At 72.0% G+C, this 16,397-nt stretch carries 13 protein-coding genes; 8 read left to right on the top strand and 5 right to left on the bottom strand.

Annotated elements, in window-relative coordinates:
* Positions 1 to 32: 32 nt before the first annotated feature.
* Together STRNI_RS15425 and STRNI_RS15420 are read right to left on the bottom strand one after the other, a co-directional pair.
* On the bottom strand, positions 33 to 1,832 hold the full coding sequence (locus STRNI_RS15425) for an ABC transporter substrate-binding protein (RefSeq protein WP_026169590.1): 1,800 nt from the start codon (positions 1,830 to 1,832) through the stop codon (positions 33 to 35).
* Positions 1,833 to 1,934: 102 nt separating this feature from the next.
* Entirely contained in the window at positions 1,935 to 2,969 is a 1,035-nt protein-coding gene (locus tag STRNI_RS15420) for an ABC transporter permease (protein WP_148589207.1), read from the bottom strand.
* A 486-nt stretch (positions 2,970 to 3,455) separates the two neighbouring features.
* Here STRNI_RS15420 and STRNI_RS15415 point away from each other — a divergent pair, with 486 nt between their 5' ends.
* Complete coding sequence (locus STRNI_RS15415) at positions 3,456 to 4,568, top strand: hypothetical protein (RefSeq protein ID WP_277411401.1); 1,113 nt, start codon at positions 3,456 to 3,458, stop codon at positions 4,566 to 4,568.
* 119 nt (positions 4,569 to 4,687) lie between these two features.
* Here the strand turns inward: STRNI_RS15415 and STRNI_RS15410 are convergent, their stop codons facing one another.
* A complete protein-coding gene (locus tag STRNI_RS15410) occupies positions 4,688 to 6,877 on the bottom strand; it encodes a S9 family peptidase (protein WP_274737977.1) in 2,190 nt (729 codons plus the stop codon).
* 287 nt (positions 6,878 to 7,164) lie between these two features.
* Here STRNI_RS15410 and STRNI_RS15405 point away from each other — a divergent pair, with 287 nt between their 5' ends.
* The 5 genes from STRNI_RS15405 to STRNI_RS15385 all read left to right on the top strand — a co-directional run bounded on the left by STRNI_RS15405 (position 7,165) and on the right by STRNI_RS15385 (position 12,666).
* Positions 7,165 to 7,359, top strand: coding sequence for a hypothetical protein (locus tag STRNI_RS15405; protein WP_006603310.1), 195 nt, complete (start codon positions 7,165 to 7,167; stop codon positions 7,357 to 7,359).
* Between the two features lie 110 nt (positions 7,360 to 7,469).
* Complete coding sequence (mshB, locus tag STRNI_RS15400) at positions 7,470 to 8,456, top strand: N-acetyl-1-D-myo-inositol-2-amino-2-deoxy-alpha-D-glucopyranoside deacetylase (RefSeq protein WP_274737980.1); 987 nt, start codon at positions 7,470 to 7,472, stop codon at positions 8,454 to 8,456.
* Positions 8,453 to 8,980: a DUF6113 family protein gene (locus tag STRNI_RS15395; protein ID WP_148589694.1), complete on the top strand. Its 528-nt coding sequence runs from the start codon at positions 8,453 to 8,455 to the stop codon at positions 8,978 to 8,980. Before mshB ends, STRNI_RS15395 begins: the two co-directional genes overlap by 4 nt.
* 215 nt (positions 8,981 to 9,195) lie before the next feature.
* Positions 9,196 to 11,373 (top strand): hypothetical protein, encoded by a 2,178-nt coding sequence (locus tag STRNI_RS15390; protein WP_277411400.1) that lies wholly within the window; start codon positions 9,196 to 9,198, stop codon positions 11,371 to 11,373.
* Between the two features lie 156 nt (positions 11,374 to 11,529).
* Positions 11,530 to 12,666, top strand: coding sequence for a PP2C family protein-serine/threonine phosphatase (locus STRNI_RS15385; protein WP_266439321.1), 1,137 nt, complete (start codon positions 11,530 to 11,532; stop codon positions 12,664 to 12,666).
* On the opposite strand, the gene STRNI_RS15380 is transcribed toward STRNI_RS15385, so the two are convergent.
* Both STRNI_RS15380 and STRNI_RS15375 read right to left on the bottom strand, forming a co-directional pair.
* On the bottom strand, positions 12,633 to 13,493 hold the full coding sequence (locus STRNI_RS15380; RefSeq protein WP_159486322.1) for a transglutaminase family protein: 861 nt from the start codon (positions 13,491 to 13,493) through the stop codon (positions 12,633 to 12,635). The two genes, STRNI_RS15385 and STRNI_RS15380, sit on opposite strands and share 34 nt — an antisense overlap.
* A 17-nt stretch (positions 13,494 to 13,510) precedes the next feature.
* Positions 13,511 to 14,581, bottom strand: coding sequence for a GNAT family N-acetyltransferase (locus STRNI_RS15375; RefSeq protein WP_277411399.1), 1,071 nt, complete (start codon positions 14,579 to 14,581; stop codon positions 13,511 to 13,513).
* Positions 14,582 to 14,721: 140 nt separating this feature from the next.
* On the opposite strand from STRNI_RS15375, the gene fdxA reads away from it, so the two are divergent.
* Complete coding sequence (fdxA, locus tag STRNI_RS15370; protein WP_018089397.1) at positions 14,722 to 15,042, top strand: ferredoxin; 321 nt, start codon at positions 14,722 to 14,724, stop codon at positions 15,040 to 15,042.
* Between the two features lie 179 nt (positions 15,043 to 15,221).
* Positions 15,222 to 16,355, top strand: a complete 1,134-nt coding sequence (gene dapC, locus STRNI_RS15365) for a succinyldiaminopimelate transaminase (RefSeq protein ID WP_277411398.1) — start codon at positions 15,222 to 15,224, stop codon at positions 16,353 to 16,355.
* Positions 16,356 to 16,397: the final 42 nt, after the last annotated feature.

Here is a 16,397-nt window from a genome sequence, read left to right as displayed (position 1 = left end):
ACCGCCTTCCGGTGCTTGCTTCTGTGTGCGTCTTACTTCTTGAGGAACAGCGTGTTCACGTCCAGGTAGTTGGTGTCGCTGTTGTAGCGGGCACCACCCACGTTGGAGCCGTGCAGCTGGAGGATCTTGGTGTAGAAGACCGGGGCGGCCGGGTTGACCTTCTCCACGATGTACTGGTGCAGCTTCTGCCACTCGCCGGTCTGCTTCTTGACGTCCGTGATCTTCTCGATCCGGTCGATCTCGGAGCTGACCTTCTTGTCGCGGATGTGGGAGTAGTTGGCCGCGCCGTCCTGGATCTGACGGGGGTCGTACGACGGCGGGATGACGGTGGAGGCGTCCGCCCAGTCCTGGCCCCAGCCGGTCATGTAGATGTCGAAGCCGTTGTCGACCTTGCCCATCTGCTGGTACCAGGAGGAGGAGTCGACCTCCTTCTTCTGGACGTCGAAGCCGGCCTTGTTCAGGGCGCCCTCGATGACCGCGGCTTCCTTCTGGCGGATCTCGGTGTTGGAGTAGGCGTAGACGAGCTTCATGCCCGTCTTGCCGGCCTCCTTGAGGAGCTTCTTGGCCTTCTCCGGCTCACCGTTGGGGTGCGAGAGCTTCCCGTAGGGGTCGTAGCCCTTCTTGTAGCCCGCCACGGTCGGGGCGAGCAGACCGCCGGCGACCTCACCGCCGTAGCTGCCGCCGTTGATGCGGACGATCTGGGCGTTCGGCATGGCGTAGGTGATCGCATCGCGGATCTTCTTGTCCTTGATGCGGTCCATGTTCATGTTCATCTGCCAGACGTAGGGCTGGTAGCCCTGCACCAGGCGCTTGCTGGCGCTGGGGTTGTCCAGCACCTGCTTGGTCTGCGTCGGCTCCACCGAGTTGGTGAAGCTGATCGCGTTCTTGGCCTCGCCCTGGTCGGCCATCAGGCGCTTGGTGGAGTCCGAGAACTGGTGGTTGAAGGTGATGTCGAAGGCGTCGACGTACTGGTGCCGCGCCGGGTCCGTCTTCGGGTCCCAGTTCGTGTTGCGCACCAGCTTGGCGCCCTTGCCCTCCTTGAAGGAGGCGAACTTGTACGGGCCGGCGCAGACCGGCTTGACGTCGTAGTTCTCCTTGGTGTCCTTCGCGCCCTCGGGGACGACGCTGTAGCCCGCCATGGCGAGCGCGTAGGGCACCTGCGACTGCGGCTTCTCGAAGTGGAAGATGACGGTCTTGTCGTCCGGGGTGTCCAGGACGGTCTTGGGCAGGTGGTCACCCTTGTACGGACCGTCCGGCAGCGCCTTGCGGTACGAGGTGCCGGCGCCCGACAGCCACGTCTGCATGTACGTGGGGCCGTCGGTGATGAACTTGGCGTACATCCGCTCGAAGGTGTGGCGGATGTCCTTCGAGGTGATCGGCTTGCCGTCCTCGAACTTGATGCCGTCCTTGAGCGTGTACTTCCACGTCTTGCCGCCGTCGGACATCTGGCCCGCGTCGGTGGCGAGGTCACCGACCACCGTCTTCTCGCCCGCGTCGTCCTGCTTGTACGTGGTCAGGCCACGGAAGATCAGCTTGGACACGTCGCCCAGGTCGCTGACGTACATCTGCGCCGGGTCCAGGTGGTTGAAGCTGTCACGCTGGAAGACGCGCATGGTGCCGCCCTTGCGGGACCCCTTGACGTCGGCGGCCGGGCCGGTGGAGTCGGCGGCCGTGCCGAGTGCCACGGTCTTGGACTGCGCGGCGGCGTCCTTGTCCGTCTGGGACTTGTCCTTGCCGCTGCTGCCGCCGCTGCTGCAGCCGGTGAGCGCGAGTGAACCGGCCGCCAGGGCCACGATCACGGCGCGTGCTCTGCGCGTAGATAGTGCGTTCATGGGTTCCAAGCACCTGCCTGTCGGTTGTTGTCCAGATGTGCTGCCTGACGCAACCGGTACGAGCCCGGCCCGGGGGTGACAGCTGCCCCCTCAAATGGACGATCAGCGCCCGGACTTGGGATCGAAGGCGTCCCGGACCGAGTCCCCGAGCAGGTTGAAGCACAGCACGAAGATCACCATCGCGGCGCCGGGGAAGAGAAGGAAGGTCGGGTCGTTCTCGTAGACCATGCCGGCCGTGTGGAACAGCCGCCCCCAGTCCGGGGTCGGTTCCATGATGCCGACGCCCAGGAAGGACAGGCCGGCCTCCGCCGTGACGAACAGCGGGAGCATGTAGGTGGCCTGCACCAGGATCGGTGTGACCACGTTGGGCAGCAGTTCCTTGCGGATGATGCGCCAGGGGGAGGCCCCGGTGATCTTCGCGGCCTCGACGAACTCCCGCTCGCGCAGGGACAGCACCTGGCCGCGCAGCAGCCGGGCCAGGCCCATCCACCCCAGCGCCCACTGCACCAGGATCAGCGCCACGACGCGCACATAGGTGGGGGTTTCGTCGCCCGGCGGGATGAAGAACGCCACGACCACGGGCATGAAGGCCACGAAGGTCAGCTGGCTCGGGAAGGCGAGCAGGAAGTCGATGACCCGGCCGAGCCAGTAGTCGGTCCGGCCGCCCAGATAGCCGGCGGTGACGCCCAGGAGGGTGCCGGTGATGACGACCAGGATGGTCACCGCCACCGAGATGCCCAGGGACGTCCGCATGCCGTAGAGCAGGGACGTGAACAGATCGCGGCCGAGCGCGGGTTCGATGCCGAACCAGAAGTCGCCGGAGATACCGCCGTTGGCCCCCATCGGGTAACCGAACTCGTCGAAGAGGCTCGGGTCCTCGTTGCCGTAGAACGTGTAGGGATTCTTGCCGTACAGCTTGGCGATCACCGGGGCGAGCGCGGCCACGACGAAGAAACCCAGCACCACGACAGCGCAGATGACGCCGGTGCGGTCGCGCTTGAAGCGCCGCCACATCAGTTGGCCGGGGGAACGGCCAACGAGCTCACCGTCCTTGCCGTCCTTCGTCTTCTTCAGACCCTTGGAATCAAGTCCTGGGGTATCGGACTTGGTTGCCGCGGTCTGGGATGGACTAGTCATCGCGAAGTGCCCCCGCGCCGAGTTCTCTTGGAACGTGAAGCGGCACCTGGTCGCACCGCTGGATGAGCGGACTTTCGCAAGTGATTTATGGCGGAGTCAAGGGGATCGGGTGTGCTCGTGAACAGGTCGTCTACTTCTTGAGCGAAGATTGCGCAGATCGACGCCCAGGCGTGCTTGACAGGGGGTCGCGATATGCGGCATGGGAGACATATCGTCACCAACTTCTTTAACATGAAGGCAACTTCACTGTCGCAACACCGATATACGGACGCGCCATGATGAACAACGTACGGCCGTGCGGGTGCCGTAGACCGGCCGGGACGCCAGACGGCGTCCCGGCCGGTTGCTGCTTTGTCCGTGTTTCGTCCGTCGCCCCGTCCGGGTCTGTTGTCCCCGGGCCGGGACTGCAGTAGACCTGCGGTGGGCACCTCCTGTGCGGGGCGCCGTGAACGACTCACGTACTTCGACACGGACGGGGGGCGAGCCGTGTCCACAGTGCGGGACAGCGTTCTCACCCGCGGCGCGCGCGGCCTCGGCGCGCTGATCTGCCTGCTGCTCGCCCTGCTCAGTGCGGGCTGGATCATCCGGGACCTGACCATCGCCCAGCACGGCGCGGATGTGTGGTGGGCCTGGCTCGGAGAGACGCCCAGGCCACGGGAGTTCACCGCCTGGGCCACCTCGGCGCTCGACCCGCTGCTGGTGCTCGGCGCGCTCGTCGCAGCGGTCGCCGCCCTGCGCACCGCCGTCCCCTCGTCCGTCGCCACGGGCGCCCTGCTCTCCCTGGCGACCGCCACCGCACTGCTGCGGACCCCGCTGGTGTGGATGCTGGGGGCGGGCTGGCTCCAGGGGCTGGACAGCGGTCTCACGGCGCGGGCACGGCTGACCGCCCTGACGCAACTCGCCCTGGCGGTCGCGCTGATCGTGGTGAGCGCGGCGGGGCGGCGACCGGACGGGCCCGCGGGGCACGGTGCGCGCGGGCTGCCGGAGCCGGCGTCCTCGGCGTACGGAGTGGTCCGTGCGGTGCCGCACCACGTGGCACCCGGGGCGCCCGGCAGGCCGTTCAAGGGGCCGGCCGTCACCGTCGCCGTCCTCCTGGGCGCCGCCGGACTCGCCGTCATCTGCTGGGAGATCCGCTGGTGGGCGCAGCTCGGCGGGGACATCTACGGCAAGGGGCTGTTCGGCGACGCCTCCGTCTTCCGCGCGCTGTTGCAGCCCCCGGTGCACTGGCAGGCGCTGGCGCTCGCGCTGTCGGCCCTGGCGGCCGCGGCCGCCGCGCTGCGCCGGGCGGCCTGGGCCAGGCCGGCGGCGCTGACCGCCGCTGCCCTGCTGTCCGTGCACGGTGCCGTGGCACTCGCCTTCGCCCTGCGCACCGGGGAGTTGGGCCGCTTCGCCGCGCTGCCCGTCCGGGCCCAGCTGGAGGTGGGCACCGCGGCCTTCGTGGCGGCCGCCGGGCTGGCCGCGGTGATCGCGGCGGCCCGGCCCGGTGTCCCGGCGGCCGCACCGGACGCGGACGAGGTGCTGGCGTACGGCGCCGCCCCGGGCGAGGCGCGGCCGCCGCACGCCCCGCCCCCGCCGTCCACGCTCCCGCCCGGCTGGTGAGACGGGAGGGGGGCGGGGGTTCGGCGGGGGTTCTCAGGGGGCGGGCGAACAGATCCCGTAGGGGGTGCGGGTGCCCCTGCGGAGCCACAACGGGGCAGGGGTGGAGGGTATTCCCGTGGTCAGGACGGCATTCCCAGTGAGCGCTTGAGGAAGTCGACCTGGAGGAGCAGCAGGTTTTCGGCCACCTGGTCCTGTGATGCCATGTGGGTCACTCCGGACAGCGGCAGCACCTCGTGCGGGCGGCCCGCCGCCAGCAGCGCCGAGGACAGCCGCAGCGAATGGGCCACGACCACATTGTCGTCCGCGAGCCCGTGCACGATCAGCATCGGGCGGTGCGGCTCCACCGCTCCGGACAGCCCCTCGTCCGTGATCAGCGAGTTCTCCGCATAGACCGCCGGTTCCTCGCCCGGGTGACCGAGGTAGCGCTCCTGATAGTGGGTGTCGTACAGCCGCAGGTCGGTCACCGGCGCGCCCACCACCGCCGCGTGGAAGACATCGGGGCGGCGCAGCGCGGCGAGCCCGGCGAGATAACCGCCGAAGGACCAGCCGCGGATGGCCACCCGCTCCAGGTCCAGGGGAAAGGAACCGGCCAGTGCCTGGAGGGCATGGACCTGGTCGTCCAGCGCGTACTCCGCGACGCGCCGGGAGATCGCCTTCTCCCATGCGGGGGAGCGGCCCGGGGTCCCCCGGCCGTCCGCGACGATCACCGCGAACCCCTGGTCGGCGAACCACTGGGAGGTCAGATGGGCATGGTGCGCGGCGACCACCCGCTGGCCGTGCGGACCGCCGTACGGGTCCAGCAGCACCGGCAGCGGACCGTCGCCCTCCTGATAGCCGCCGGGCAGCAGCACCGCGCACGGAATCTCCCGTTCACCGGCCAGCACCAGCTGGGGGCGGGCGGTCAGGGACGGCTCCTCGGCGTACGAACCGATCGTGGCGAGCGTCTTCTCCCCGCCGTCGGGATCCAGCCGCACCACCTCCACCTGGGTGCCGGGCCGCTCCAGCGACGCCTGCGACAGCACGGTCAGCGCACCGCCGCGCACCGCGGACGACACCGTCGGGTACGGGCGTTCGCCCACCCGCTCCCAGCCACCCTGGTCACCGCTGCCGCGGAACCAGGCGCGGTAGACGCCGATGTCGTGCAGATCCCTGCCGCTCGCGGAGAACAGGACGTCGTCCTCGCCGATGTCCAGGACGGCCCGGACGTGCAGCGGCGCCCCGGTCAGCGGGCGGTCGCCGACGAACAGCTTGCGTGCGCCGCCCTCGTCCGCGATCCGCACCAGCCGGCCGTCCGGCGTCCAGGCCGGCACCCCGGGGAACGGCTCGACCCACACCTCGTCCTCGTCCTCGTGCACCGTCCGGGTCGCACCGGTCGCGGTGTCGACGGTCAGATAGCGCTGGTCGCGCTGGTCACGGGCCTGTACGAGCAGCAGCGGCGGCCCGGCCGCCGACCAGTGGACGCGCGCGAGATAGGGGTAGCGCTCGGTGTCCCAGGCGATATCGGTGCGACTGCCGTCCAGGCCGAACAGCGCGAGGGTCACCTCGGCGTTGCGGGTGCCTGCCGCCGGGTACGCGACCCGGGCGGGCTCCTGGTCCGGATGGGCGGGGTCGGAGATCCACCAGCGCTGCACCGGCGCCTCGTCGACCCGCGCGGCCAGCACCGCGTCGCTCTCCGGAGACCACCAGAAACCGCGGTAGCGCCCCATCTCCTCGGCCGCGACGAACTCCGCGAGCCCCCAGGTCACCTCGGGCCCGTCGGGCTCGGCCAGCACCCGGTCCGCCGGCCCGGCCGCTGCCGCGTCGCCGTCGCCCCCGTCCGTCGTGGTGGCGCCGTCCACCGCCACCACCCGCAGCCGGCCGTCCGCCACGAAGGCCACCTGCCGGCCGTCCGGCGACGGGCGGGGGTCCACCACCGGGCCCTGGACCGGGAGTTCACGGGTGGTGCCGGCGCGCAGCTCGGAGACGAACAGCCGGCCGGAGAGCGTGAACGCCGCCAACTCCACGGCGGAGTCGGTCGCATAGCCGACGATGCCCGCCGAGCTCTCCCGGATGCGCTCGCGGCGGGCCCGCTCCTGCGGGGGGAGTTCCTCGTCCGCACCGGCCAGCAGGGCCTGCGGATCGGCGGCCGGGAACTCCCGTCCCTCTTCCAGGTCGAGCACCCACAACTGCTGGCTGCGATCGGTGCCCGAACCTGAGCGGAGGAAGGCGACGCGCGCGCCGTCGGGGGAGAGGGCATAGCTGCGCGGTGCGCCCAGGGTGAAGCGCTGCGTACGGGCGTATTGCCGCGGGAACGAAGGCTGTCCGGTCATGGTCCCGAGCCTAAAGGCTGTCCGGCCGCTCAGGGCCGGGGCACGAAATCCCGTCGTCCCGGCCCCTGGGGAGGATCGGCTCACCCTGGTCGCACCCGTGAAGATCATGTGCGCCCCCGCTCTGCTTCCGTGCTCCGACTTATGCGCTAGCGCGGAAAGTTATGATCCCTTGGGCGTAGTGGGTACGGGGTAAAGAGCCCTTGGCATACCCGGGTGCGCGGGGCGTGAAGTACGGCCCGGGCACCCTCAATCCTGTCCGGACCGTGAGTACTTGGAGGTGAGCCGCCGTGGCACTCTCGATTTCGGCGGTGGTGCTGCTGGCGATCATCGTCTTCTTGCTTGTCAAGAAGTCTGGACTGAAGGCCCCGCATGCCTTGGTGTGCATGCTGCTGGGCTTCTATCTGGCCAGCTCGTCCATCGCGCCGACGATCAAGCAGCTGACGACGAACGTCGCCGGCATGCTCGGGAACATCAAGTTCTGAGCAGCCCCCGGCCGGCCCCTCCGTCTGCGCACCCGTCCTCCGGGCGGGCGCGCGGACGGCGGCCGGGATCGCCTGCGGACGGCGGACCGGGCGGCTCGTAGGCTGTCGGCATGACCGATCAGCCCGCCCGTCCCCCGCAGCCACCCGCCGAGGGGAGCGCCTCGCCCGCCGCCTTTTCCCGGCGGCTGCTGCTGGTGCATGCGCACCCCGACGACGAGTCGATCAACAACGGCGTGACCATGGCCAAGTACGCGGCCGAGGGCGCGCTGGTCACCCTGGTGACCTGCACCCTCGGCGACGAGGGCGAGGTCATCCCGCCCGGGCTCGCCCATCTCGCCCCGGACCGTGACGACACCCTCGGCCCGTACCGCGCCGGCGAGCTGGCCGCCGCGATGGCGGCCCTGGGCGTCACCGACCACCGCTTCCTCGGCGGGCCGGGCCGCTACCGGGACTCCGGGATGATGGGCGCTCCCCAGAACGACCGCCCCGACGCCTTCTGGCAGGCCCCGCTCGACGAGGCGGCCGGCGAGCTGGTGGCGGTGATCCGCGAGGTCAGGCCGCAGGTCCTGGTCACCTATGACCCGGACGGCGGATACGGCCACCCCGACCACATCCAGGCGCACCGCGTCGCCATGCGCGGTGCCGAGCTCGCCGCGCGGGCGGACTTCCGGCCGGAGCTGGGCCGCGCGTATGCGATCGGGAAGATTTACTGGAACTGCAACCCCCGGTCCGTGGTCGAGGAGGGCTTCGCACGGCTGCGCGCGGCCGGCCACAGCTTCCCCGGAGTGGCCACGGCCGACGATGTGCCGGGCGTGGTGCCGGACTCCGAGGTCGCGGCATCCCTCACCGGCACTCCCGCGTACGCGGCCGCAAAGTCCGCGGCGATGCGGGCGCACTACACCCAGATCGCGGTCGACGGGCCGTTCTTCGCGCTCTCCAACGACCTGGGCCAGCCGCTGTTCGCCACCGAGCACTATCGGCTGGTGCACGGCGCCTCGGGTGCCGCGGACGGGGCCCGGGAGGACGATCTCTTCGCGGGTATCGGTGAAATGACGGGTATGGAGGAGAGTGCCCGGATCGAGGAGGCGGCGGAATGAGTACGGCGAAGGGCGGCGGGACCGCCGGTGAGGGAAACGGCGGCGCGGCCTCCGGCAAGGGGAAGCGGTCGCGGGCGGGCTCGGGCGGTGGGTCCGGTGCACGGTCCGGCGCTCCCGTGGCACCGGTGGCCGGTCCCGCGCTGACCGCACCGCTGACGGCGGGACGGGTCGCCATTTATGTGCTGCTTCTGGTCGCGGGCGTCCTGGTGGCGGGCGCCGGAACGCTGGTCCAAGCGGCCTGGTTCCCCGGCGGCTTGGTGCTGGCACTGTGTGGCGTCGGCGGCCTCTTCTACGGGGGCGCCAGGGCGACCGGCACCTCCGCGGGTGTACTGGTACCCGGCGCGGCCTGGCTGGTGACCGTGTTCCTGCTGCTCAGCAATGTCCGGCCGGAAGGTGACTTTCTCTTCGGCGCGGGACTCGGTTCGTACATCTTCCTGCTGGGCGGCATCGTGGTCGCTGTGATCTGCGCCACCGCGACGCAGCTGCGCCCTGTGGGCGTCCGGCACGGCCGAGTTGGCGGATGACGTGGTCCATACCGGGACGGATGCCGTGCGGGTCCGGGTGAAGGAACCGGGGCCCGGGGGTTCGCCCGGGGCGGCGGTGTTCGTACGCTCCCCGGGTGGCCGCCCGCGGCGGACAGTATGGTGGTGCGCGCCGTCGCGCCGCCCTGGGGGCACCTCCCGGCCTGTGGCCGGGGATCATCTCTGACGAGCGGCGGAGCCAACCGGGAGAACCTGCTTTGAGTCGTGAATCTGACAGTTCGTCCTCCGGCCCCCAGGGCCGTGGCGGAGCCGCGTACCCGTCCGGGACGCCGCCGTACGGCTCGCCCAGGGGAGAGGCCGGCGAGAAGCCTGCGCCCGGTGCCGCGGCGCAGCCGGAGGAGCCCAAGACCGAGACCACACTGACGACGCGGATCAAGATCAACATTCCGGGGTCGCGCCCCATCCCGCCGGTCGTCGTGCGCAAGCCCGTCGGTGAGGAGTCCGGCATGAACGGATCGGCTGGTTCCGGCGGTTCCGCCGGTTCCCGGGGCACCCCCCGCGCCGGTGAGCGGAACGCGGAGCGTACGGCGAACACCCCCCGGCCCGACGCGCCGGCGGACGAGGCCCCCGCGGGCGGCCAGTCCGAGAAGACCAGCGACTGGTTCGCGCCGCGCAAGCCGCAGGCCGGGTCCGCCGGTCCGTCCTCGTCCACCGGCTCCCACGCGGTGCCGCCCGCCCCGGGCGGTGCGACCCCGCCGCGCGGTCCGTCGGGCGCCGCCTCGCCGCAGCGCTCCGACCTGCCGTACTTCTCCGACAGCCCGGCCCCGCAGGAGGGCGGCGGCTCGCCGTTCGACGGCGGTGCCAGGGCGGGCGGCGGTTCGCCGTTCGACGGTGGTCCGCGCGGTGGCGCCTCGCCCTTCGACGGAGCGACGCCCGGCGGCGGTTCGCCGTTCGACACCCCCGGCGGCCCCGCCCGCGACCACAGCCCGTTCGACGCCCCGGCGGGCGGCCCGAGCGGTCCGAGCGGTCCGACGACCGGCCCGGCACGCGGCACATCCGCGCTCAACCTCCCGCCCGGCTTCAGCGACCCCGCCACCGGCGGCACGCCCCGGATCGACGACACCGCGGAGCTCACCCCGCAGCCGCCGGCCCCGCTCGCCGGACCCGGCAGCGGCCTCGGCGGCAGCGGCGGCGTCACGGGCGGACGGCCCGGCGCCCCCAAGGGCCCCGGCGGCCCCAAGGGCACGGCGCCCGGCGCCCCCAAGGGCAAGCGCGGGACGAAGGGCCCCCAGGACGGCGGGCCGGGCGGCGCCCTCGGCGGCCGTGACCGGGTCTCCGGCGACACGCTGGTCAGCGGCATCCCGAAGGTCCCCGGGACCGAGAAGCCGTCGTCCCCGTCGCCGTTCGCCAACGTCCCGGCCGGTGAGGGCGACAGCGCCGCCCCCAAGCCGCGGCCCAAGATCCCCGAGCCGATCAACCCGCCCAAGAAGGGCCGTAACAAGCTCGTTCTCGTGGGTGTCGCCGTCGTGGTGCTGGCCGGTGTCGCCTACGGCGCGGGGCTGCTGCTCGACCACGCCGATGTGCCCAACGGCACCACCGCGCTCGGTGTGGACATCGGCGGCACCACCAAGGAAGAGGCCGTCAAGAAGCTGGAGACGGCGCTCAAGGACAGCCGCACCGCGCCGCTCAAGCTCACCGTCGACGGCAAGTCCGCCACCCTCCAGCCCGCCAGGGCAGGCCTGGACATCGACCCGCAGGCGACGGTCCGCAGGGCGGCCGGCCGGGACTACAACCCGGTCTCCGTCATCGGCTCGCTGTTCGGTGTGCACCGCACGGCCGATCCCGCGGTGATCGTCGACGACGAGAAGCTGCAGATCGCCCTGCAGAACGCCACGGGCCCCGGGGGCGCCTCCGAGGACGGCGGGATCACCTTCGAGAACGGCAAGGCGGTGCCGCACTACGGCTCGCCCCACAAGGCGATCGACGTGAGCGCGTCCAAGAAGAAGGTCACCGACGCCTACCGCAAGCGCGCGGCGACCGGCAGCGACGCACCCGTGGTGCTGGCCGCCGGCACCCAGCAGCCGCAGGTCAGCAAGGCCGCGGTGGACAGGGCGATGAAGCAGTTCGCCGAGCCCGCGATGTCCGGTCTGGTGACGGTCCGTACGGACGCGGCGCACACGGTCTCCTTCAGCCCGCAGAAGTCCATCCCGAAGTTCCTGTCGTTCAAGATCATCAACGGTTCTCTGGTGCCGTACTACGACCGCCCGGCCCTCAAGAAGCTCTACGGCGACACCTTCAACGGCGTCATGGTGACCAAGGGCGACGGCTCCAAGCACCCGGTCAGCGTCGAGGAGGTGGCGGGCGCGGTCGGCAAGGCGCTGCTCGGCACCAGCCCGGCCGAGCGGATCCAGACCATCGCCACCGACGGCAACTGACCGCCACACAGCGCAAAACCGCAGGTGAGAGGCCCCGCAGGGCGCTTTCTCGGCAACTCCGAGAAGGCACCCGGGGGCCTCTCGGCCGTGTCCGGGGCGAGCGGACCGGCCGCCCCCGGTGCGGCGTGCGGCGGAGTCCCGCAGGCTGGAAGTGTTATGGCTGCCGACCGATCCACGGAGAGCCGCCGCCTCGCTCCCGTGCTGCTGATTCTCGCGATCCTCGTCGTCACCGTGCTGGACTCCACGACCGGCCCGGAGCTGCACATCTCGGCCTTCATGGGCATCGCCCCGCTGTACGCCGCGCTGCGCTGCCCGTTCCGGCAGACGCTCCTGGTGGCGGCCGTCTTCGTGGTGTGCCTGACCTACGTCGACATCTTCACCGTGCCCGACTGGGGCCTGGCCAGCCGGGTCGTCGGCATCTTCGGTGTGTTCCTGGTGGCCGCCTTCTCGCTGGTGCTGTGCCGCACCCGGCTGCAGCGGGAGGCGCTGCACGCCCGGACGCGCCTGGTGGCCGACACCGTCCAGCGGGCGATGCTGCGCGAGTTGCCGCTCAGCGCCGGGGCGGTAGACGCGTACGGCTTCTATGTCTCCGCGGAGGAGGGGGCCCGGGTCGGCGGGGACATCTACGAGGTCAGCGACACGCCCTACGGGCTGCGGCTGATGATCGGCGATGTGCAGGGCAAGGGCATGCCGGCGATCGGCGCGGGCCTGGAGGTACTGGTCGCGTTCCGGGAGGCCGCCCAGCACCAGGAGTCACTGGAATCGGTGGCGGAGCGCATGGAGCAGGCGCTGGCCCGCCACAACACCCGCTCGGCCGAGGAGGGCGCCGACGAGCGCTTCGTCACCGCGCTGCTGATGGAGGTGCGCGGCACGGACGGCGCGCCGGAGGGCCGGGTGCTGTCCTGCGGCCACATCCCGTACTACCTGGTGCGGCACGGCGAGGTCCACGAGCGCCGGGAGGGTGAGGGCGCGCTGCCGCTCGGCCTGGGAGCGCTCAGCGGCGAGCCCCGCCACAGCGTCCGGGTACACCCCGAGCCCGACGACTGGATCGTGCTGTGCACGGACGGGGTGACCGAGGCGCGCGGCAAGGACGGCGAGTTCTACCCGCTCGCCGAGCGGCTGGCCGGGTGGACGCACCTGGAGCCCGCCGAGCTGGCCCGTACCCTCCGTGCCGACCTCGAAAGCTTCACCGGCGGCCGGCTCAAGGACGATGCGACCGTGCTGGTCCTCCGGCGCCGGACGCGCCCCGCCCCCGACGCTCAGTTGAGCATGGCCCGGGCCGCGGCGGCCTGACGCCGTATCGCGGTCGCCCCGGCCGGCTCGACGGCCTCCACCACCCGGGCGTACTCCTCCAGCTCGGCCGCCCCGGCGAGGAACTCACCGCGCTCGACGAGCAGTTGGGCACGCTCATGGCGCAGCCGCGCCGGATGGCTCGGCAGCAGCAGCGACAGCTCCAGCGCCCACAGCTGCACCGCACTGTGCTCCGGGCGGGCCTGCGCCCAGGCCCGGATGTTGTTGAGCATCCGCAGCACGATCTCCAGCGGATCGGCGGGCGTCATCATCCGCGCGCTCAGCGGCTCCCCGGTCGCCCCCGCGACCAGCAGCTCCGCGTCCTCGTCGGTGAGCGGCCGCCCGCCCGCGAACGGATCGGCCAGTACGTGGGTGCCGGCGGGGTCACCGAAGCCGACGACGAAATGGCCCGGCAGCGCCACCCCGTACACCGGGGCACCGGCCCGCCGCGCCACCTCCATCCACACCACCGACAGCAGGATCGGCAGGCCCCGGCGCCGCCGCAGCACCTCGTGCAGCAGTGAGGACTCCAGCCGCCGGTAGTCGGCGGGCGAGCCGCCGAAGCCGCACCGGGTGCCCAGCAGCTCGGCGAGATTGCGGGCCCAGGCCCCGGGGCCGCCGGCCGGGGAGTACGGGAGCAGTCCGGCCAGCCGGTCCAGCTCGATCTGGACCGCGTCGCAGCCCGCCTCGTCCAGCGCGGGATCGGCCTCGGCACCGATCAGCAGGCACAGCAGCGCCAGGTCGGGCCGCTCGGCCCGCGCGGCCTCGGCGAACTGCTGCCGCCGTGCGGCGCGGGCGTCCTCCCGCTCCGGCTCGGATTCCTGGGGCATATCGGTGAGGTACCCGTTCAGCGCCGGCCGCCCGGCAGGGCACGCCGGTAGTGATAGCCGTGGTGGTCGGTGAAGCCGAGCCGGTCGTAGAACGCGAGGGCGCCCGCGTTGTCGGCCTCGACCTGCAGATACGCGGCCGAGGCGCCCTCCTCCAGGGCCCGCTCGGCGAGCGCCGCCATCACCCGCGTGGCCAGCCCCCGCCGTCGCGCGGCCGGGGCCACCTCCAGCGCCGCGAAGCCCGCCCAGCGCCCGTCGACGACCAGCCGCCCGATCGCCGCCGTCCCGCCGTCGGCGCCGTGCACCGTCGCGAACCACACCGAGGGCCCGCCGGTCAGCACCCGCAGGGCGGTCCGCGTGGTCTGTGCAGACGGGTCGGCCTCGCCGGTCCGGTTGTACAGGGCCAGCCAGTCCGCGCCGGGCTCCCGCGACAGGGTGACGCACGAAAGGTCCGCCGCGGTGTCGGCGAGCGGCGCCAGCGCCGCGGTCCGGACCGTGGTGTGCCGCTCGTCGGCCCAGCCGCGCTCCGCCAGCTCCGCGTCCAGCCGTGCGTCGGTGTCCTCCCGCCCGGTGGCGACCACGATCACCGGCGGCAGACCGTGCTCGTCATACCACTGGCCGATCCGCTCCAGTGCGGTCTCCAGCGGGACGCCGGGGTCGCCGAGCGGCAGGACGGAATTGGCGCGGCGGGTGAATCCTCCGGAGGCCCGCAGCGTCCACTCCCCGAGACGCGCCGTCTCCACGGCGGGCCAGCCGCGGGCCGCGACGGTCTGGAGCTCCAGGGCGGTGGCCGCGGGACCCCGCCGGCGGCCCGGCTCCCCCGAGGGGCGCGCGGCTCCGTGCCGGGGGGCGGCGGGGCGGTCGGGCACGACCTTGGCCGCCACCAGAGCGGACTCCTCGATCCGTACGGTCTCGCCGTTGCGGCGTGTGATGCTCAGCACACCTTGATCCCAGGATGTGAGAACGCCGACCGCGTCGGTGAACGCGGGAACCCCCGCGCCGCCCCCGGTCAGACGCCGGACGGATACCCTTTTGCCCACGTCAGCACGGGTGATACGGACCTCCGCGCGTCCGCCGGCCAGGAATTCCATCGCTCAAACCGCCCCTCTTGTTCGTCTCGCGCCCGGGAACGGAGATACTAGATGGCGGGCATCGACGACGCCGCGCTCCCGCGCGCCCAGCGGCGGTACTGCCAATCGGTCCGCCGGCCCTACCGAGGAGGAACGACAGCGTGACCTACGTCATCGCGCAGCCTTGTGTCGACGTCAAGGACAAGGCGTGCATCGAGGAGTGCCCGGTCGACTGCATCTACGAGGGCTCCCGGTCCTTGTACATCCACCCGGACGAATGCGTCGACTGTGGCGCCTGTGAGCCGGTCTGCCCGGTCGAGGCGATCTTCTACGAGGACGACACCCCCGAGGAGTGGAAGGACTACTACAAGGCGAATGTGGAGTTCTTCGACGAGCTCGGCTCGCCCGGTGGCGCCAGCAAGCTCGGCCTGATCGAGCGGGACCACCCGTTCATCGCGGCGCTGCCGCCGCAGAACCAGTAACGACCCGAGGACCAAGGGGGAGCCTGCCCGCTCCCTCTTGCTCCCATGTCGTTGGGGGCACCTCCCAGTGTCAGCCACGGGAGGTCGCACGGCGCCGCCCCGGTCCCGTACGGCCTGCCGCCGTACGGGACCGCAGCATTTCCGCCGACGGCCCCGCAGCACCCGAGAAAGAGAGCACCGTGGGCGCAGCATCGTCTCCCCGGCGCGAATCCCCCCGCGCCTCGCTCCGCGACCGGCTTCCGGTCTTCCCCTGGGACCGCCTGGAGCCGTACAAGGCCACCGCCGCCGCGCACACCGACGGCATCGTCGACCTGTCCGTCGGCACCCCGGTGGACCCGGTCCCCGCGCTGGTGCAGCAGGCGCTGACCGCCGCGGCCGACAGCCCCGGCTACCCGACGGTGTGGGGTACGGCCGAGCTGCGGGACGCGCTCACCGGCTGGGCCGCCGAGCGCCTCGGTGCCCAGGGCCTGGAGCACACCAATGTGCTGCCGGTCGTCGGCTCCAAGGAGCTGGTGGCCTGGCTGCCGACCCAACTGGGCCTAGGCCCCGGCGACAAGGTCGGCTACCCACGGCTGGCCTACCCGACCTACGAGGTCGGCGCCCGTCTGGCCGGCGCCGAGCCGGTCGTCTACGACGACCCCACGGAGCTGGACCCCAGCGGTCTGAAGCTGCTCTGGCTGAACTCGCCGTCCAACCCCACCGGCCGGGTGCTGAGCGCCGACGAGCTGCGCCGCACCGTCGCCTGGGCGCGCGAGCACGGGGTCCTGGTCTTCAGCGACGAGTGCTACCTCGAACTGGGCTGGGAGGCCGACCCGGTCTCCGTGCTGCACCCGGACATCTGCGGCGGCTCCCACGACGGCCTCGTCGCCGTCCACTCGCTCTCCAAGCGCTCCAACCTCGCCGGCTACCGCTCCGCGTTCCTCGTCGGCGACGCCGCGGTCCTCGGCGACCTGCTGCTGATCCGCAAGCACGGCGGCATGATGATCGCGGCGCCCGTCCAGGCCGCCACCGTCGCGGCGCTCGGCGACACCGCCCATGTCGCCGAGCAGCGTGCGCGCTACGCCCACCGCCGCACCGCGCTGCGCGGCGCCTTCGAGGCCGCCGGCTTCCGCATCGAGCACAGCGAGGCCTCGCTCTACCTCTGGGCGACCCGCGACGAGCCCTGCTGGGACACCGTCGGCGATCTCGCGAAGCGCGGCATCCTCGTCGCCCCCGGCGAGTTCTACGGCACCGCGGGGGAGCGGTTCGTACGGATCGCCTTCACCGCCACCGACGAGCGGGTGGCCGCCGCGGTGCGCCGGCTGGCGCAGTGAGCCGCGGCTGACCACGCGCAGGGGCCCGGGGAGAGCGAACTC

The organism is Streptomyces nigrescens, assembly GCF_027626975.1.
GTDB lineage: Bacteria > Actinomycetota > Actinomycetes > Streptomycetales > Streptomycetaceae > Streptomyces > Streptomyces nigrescens.
Note: the sequence above shows the minus strand (reverse complement) of the source record. Positions and strands in the feature narration are given on the sequence as shown.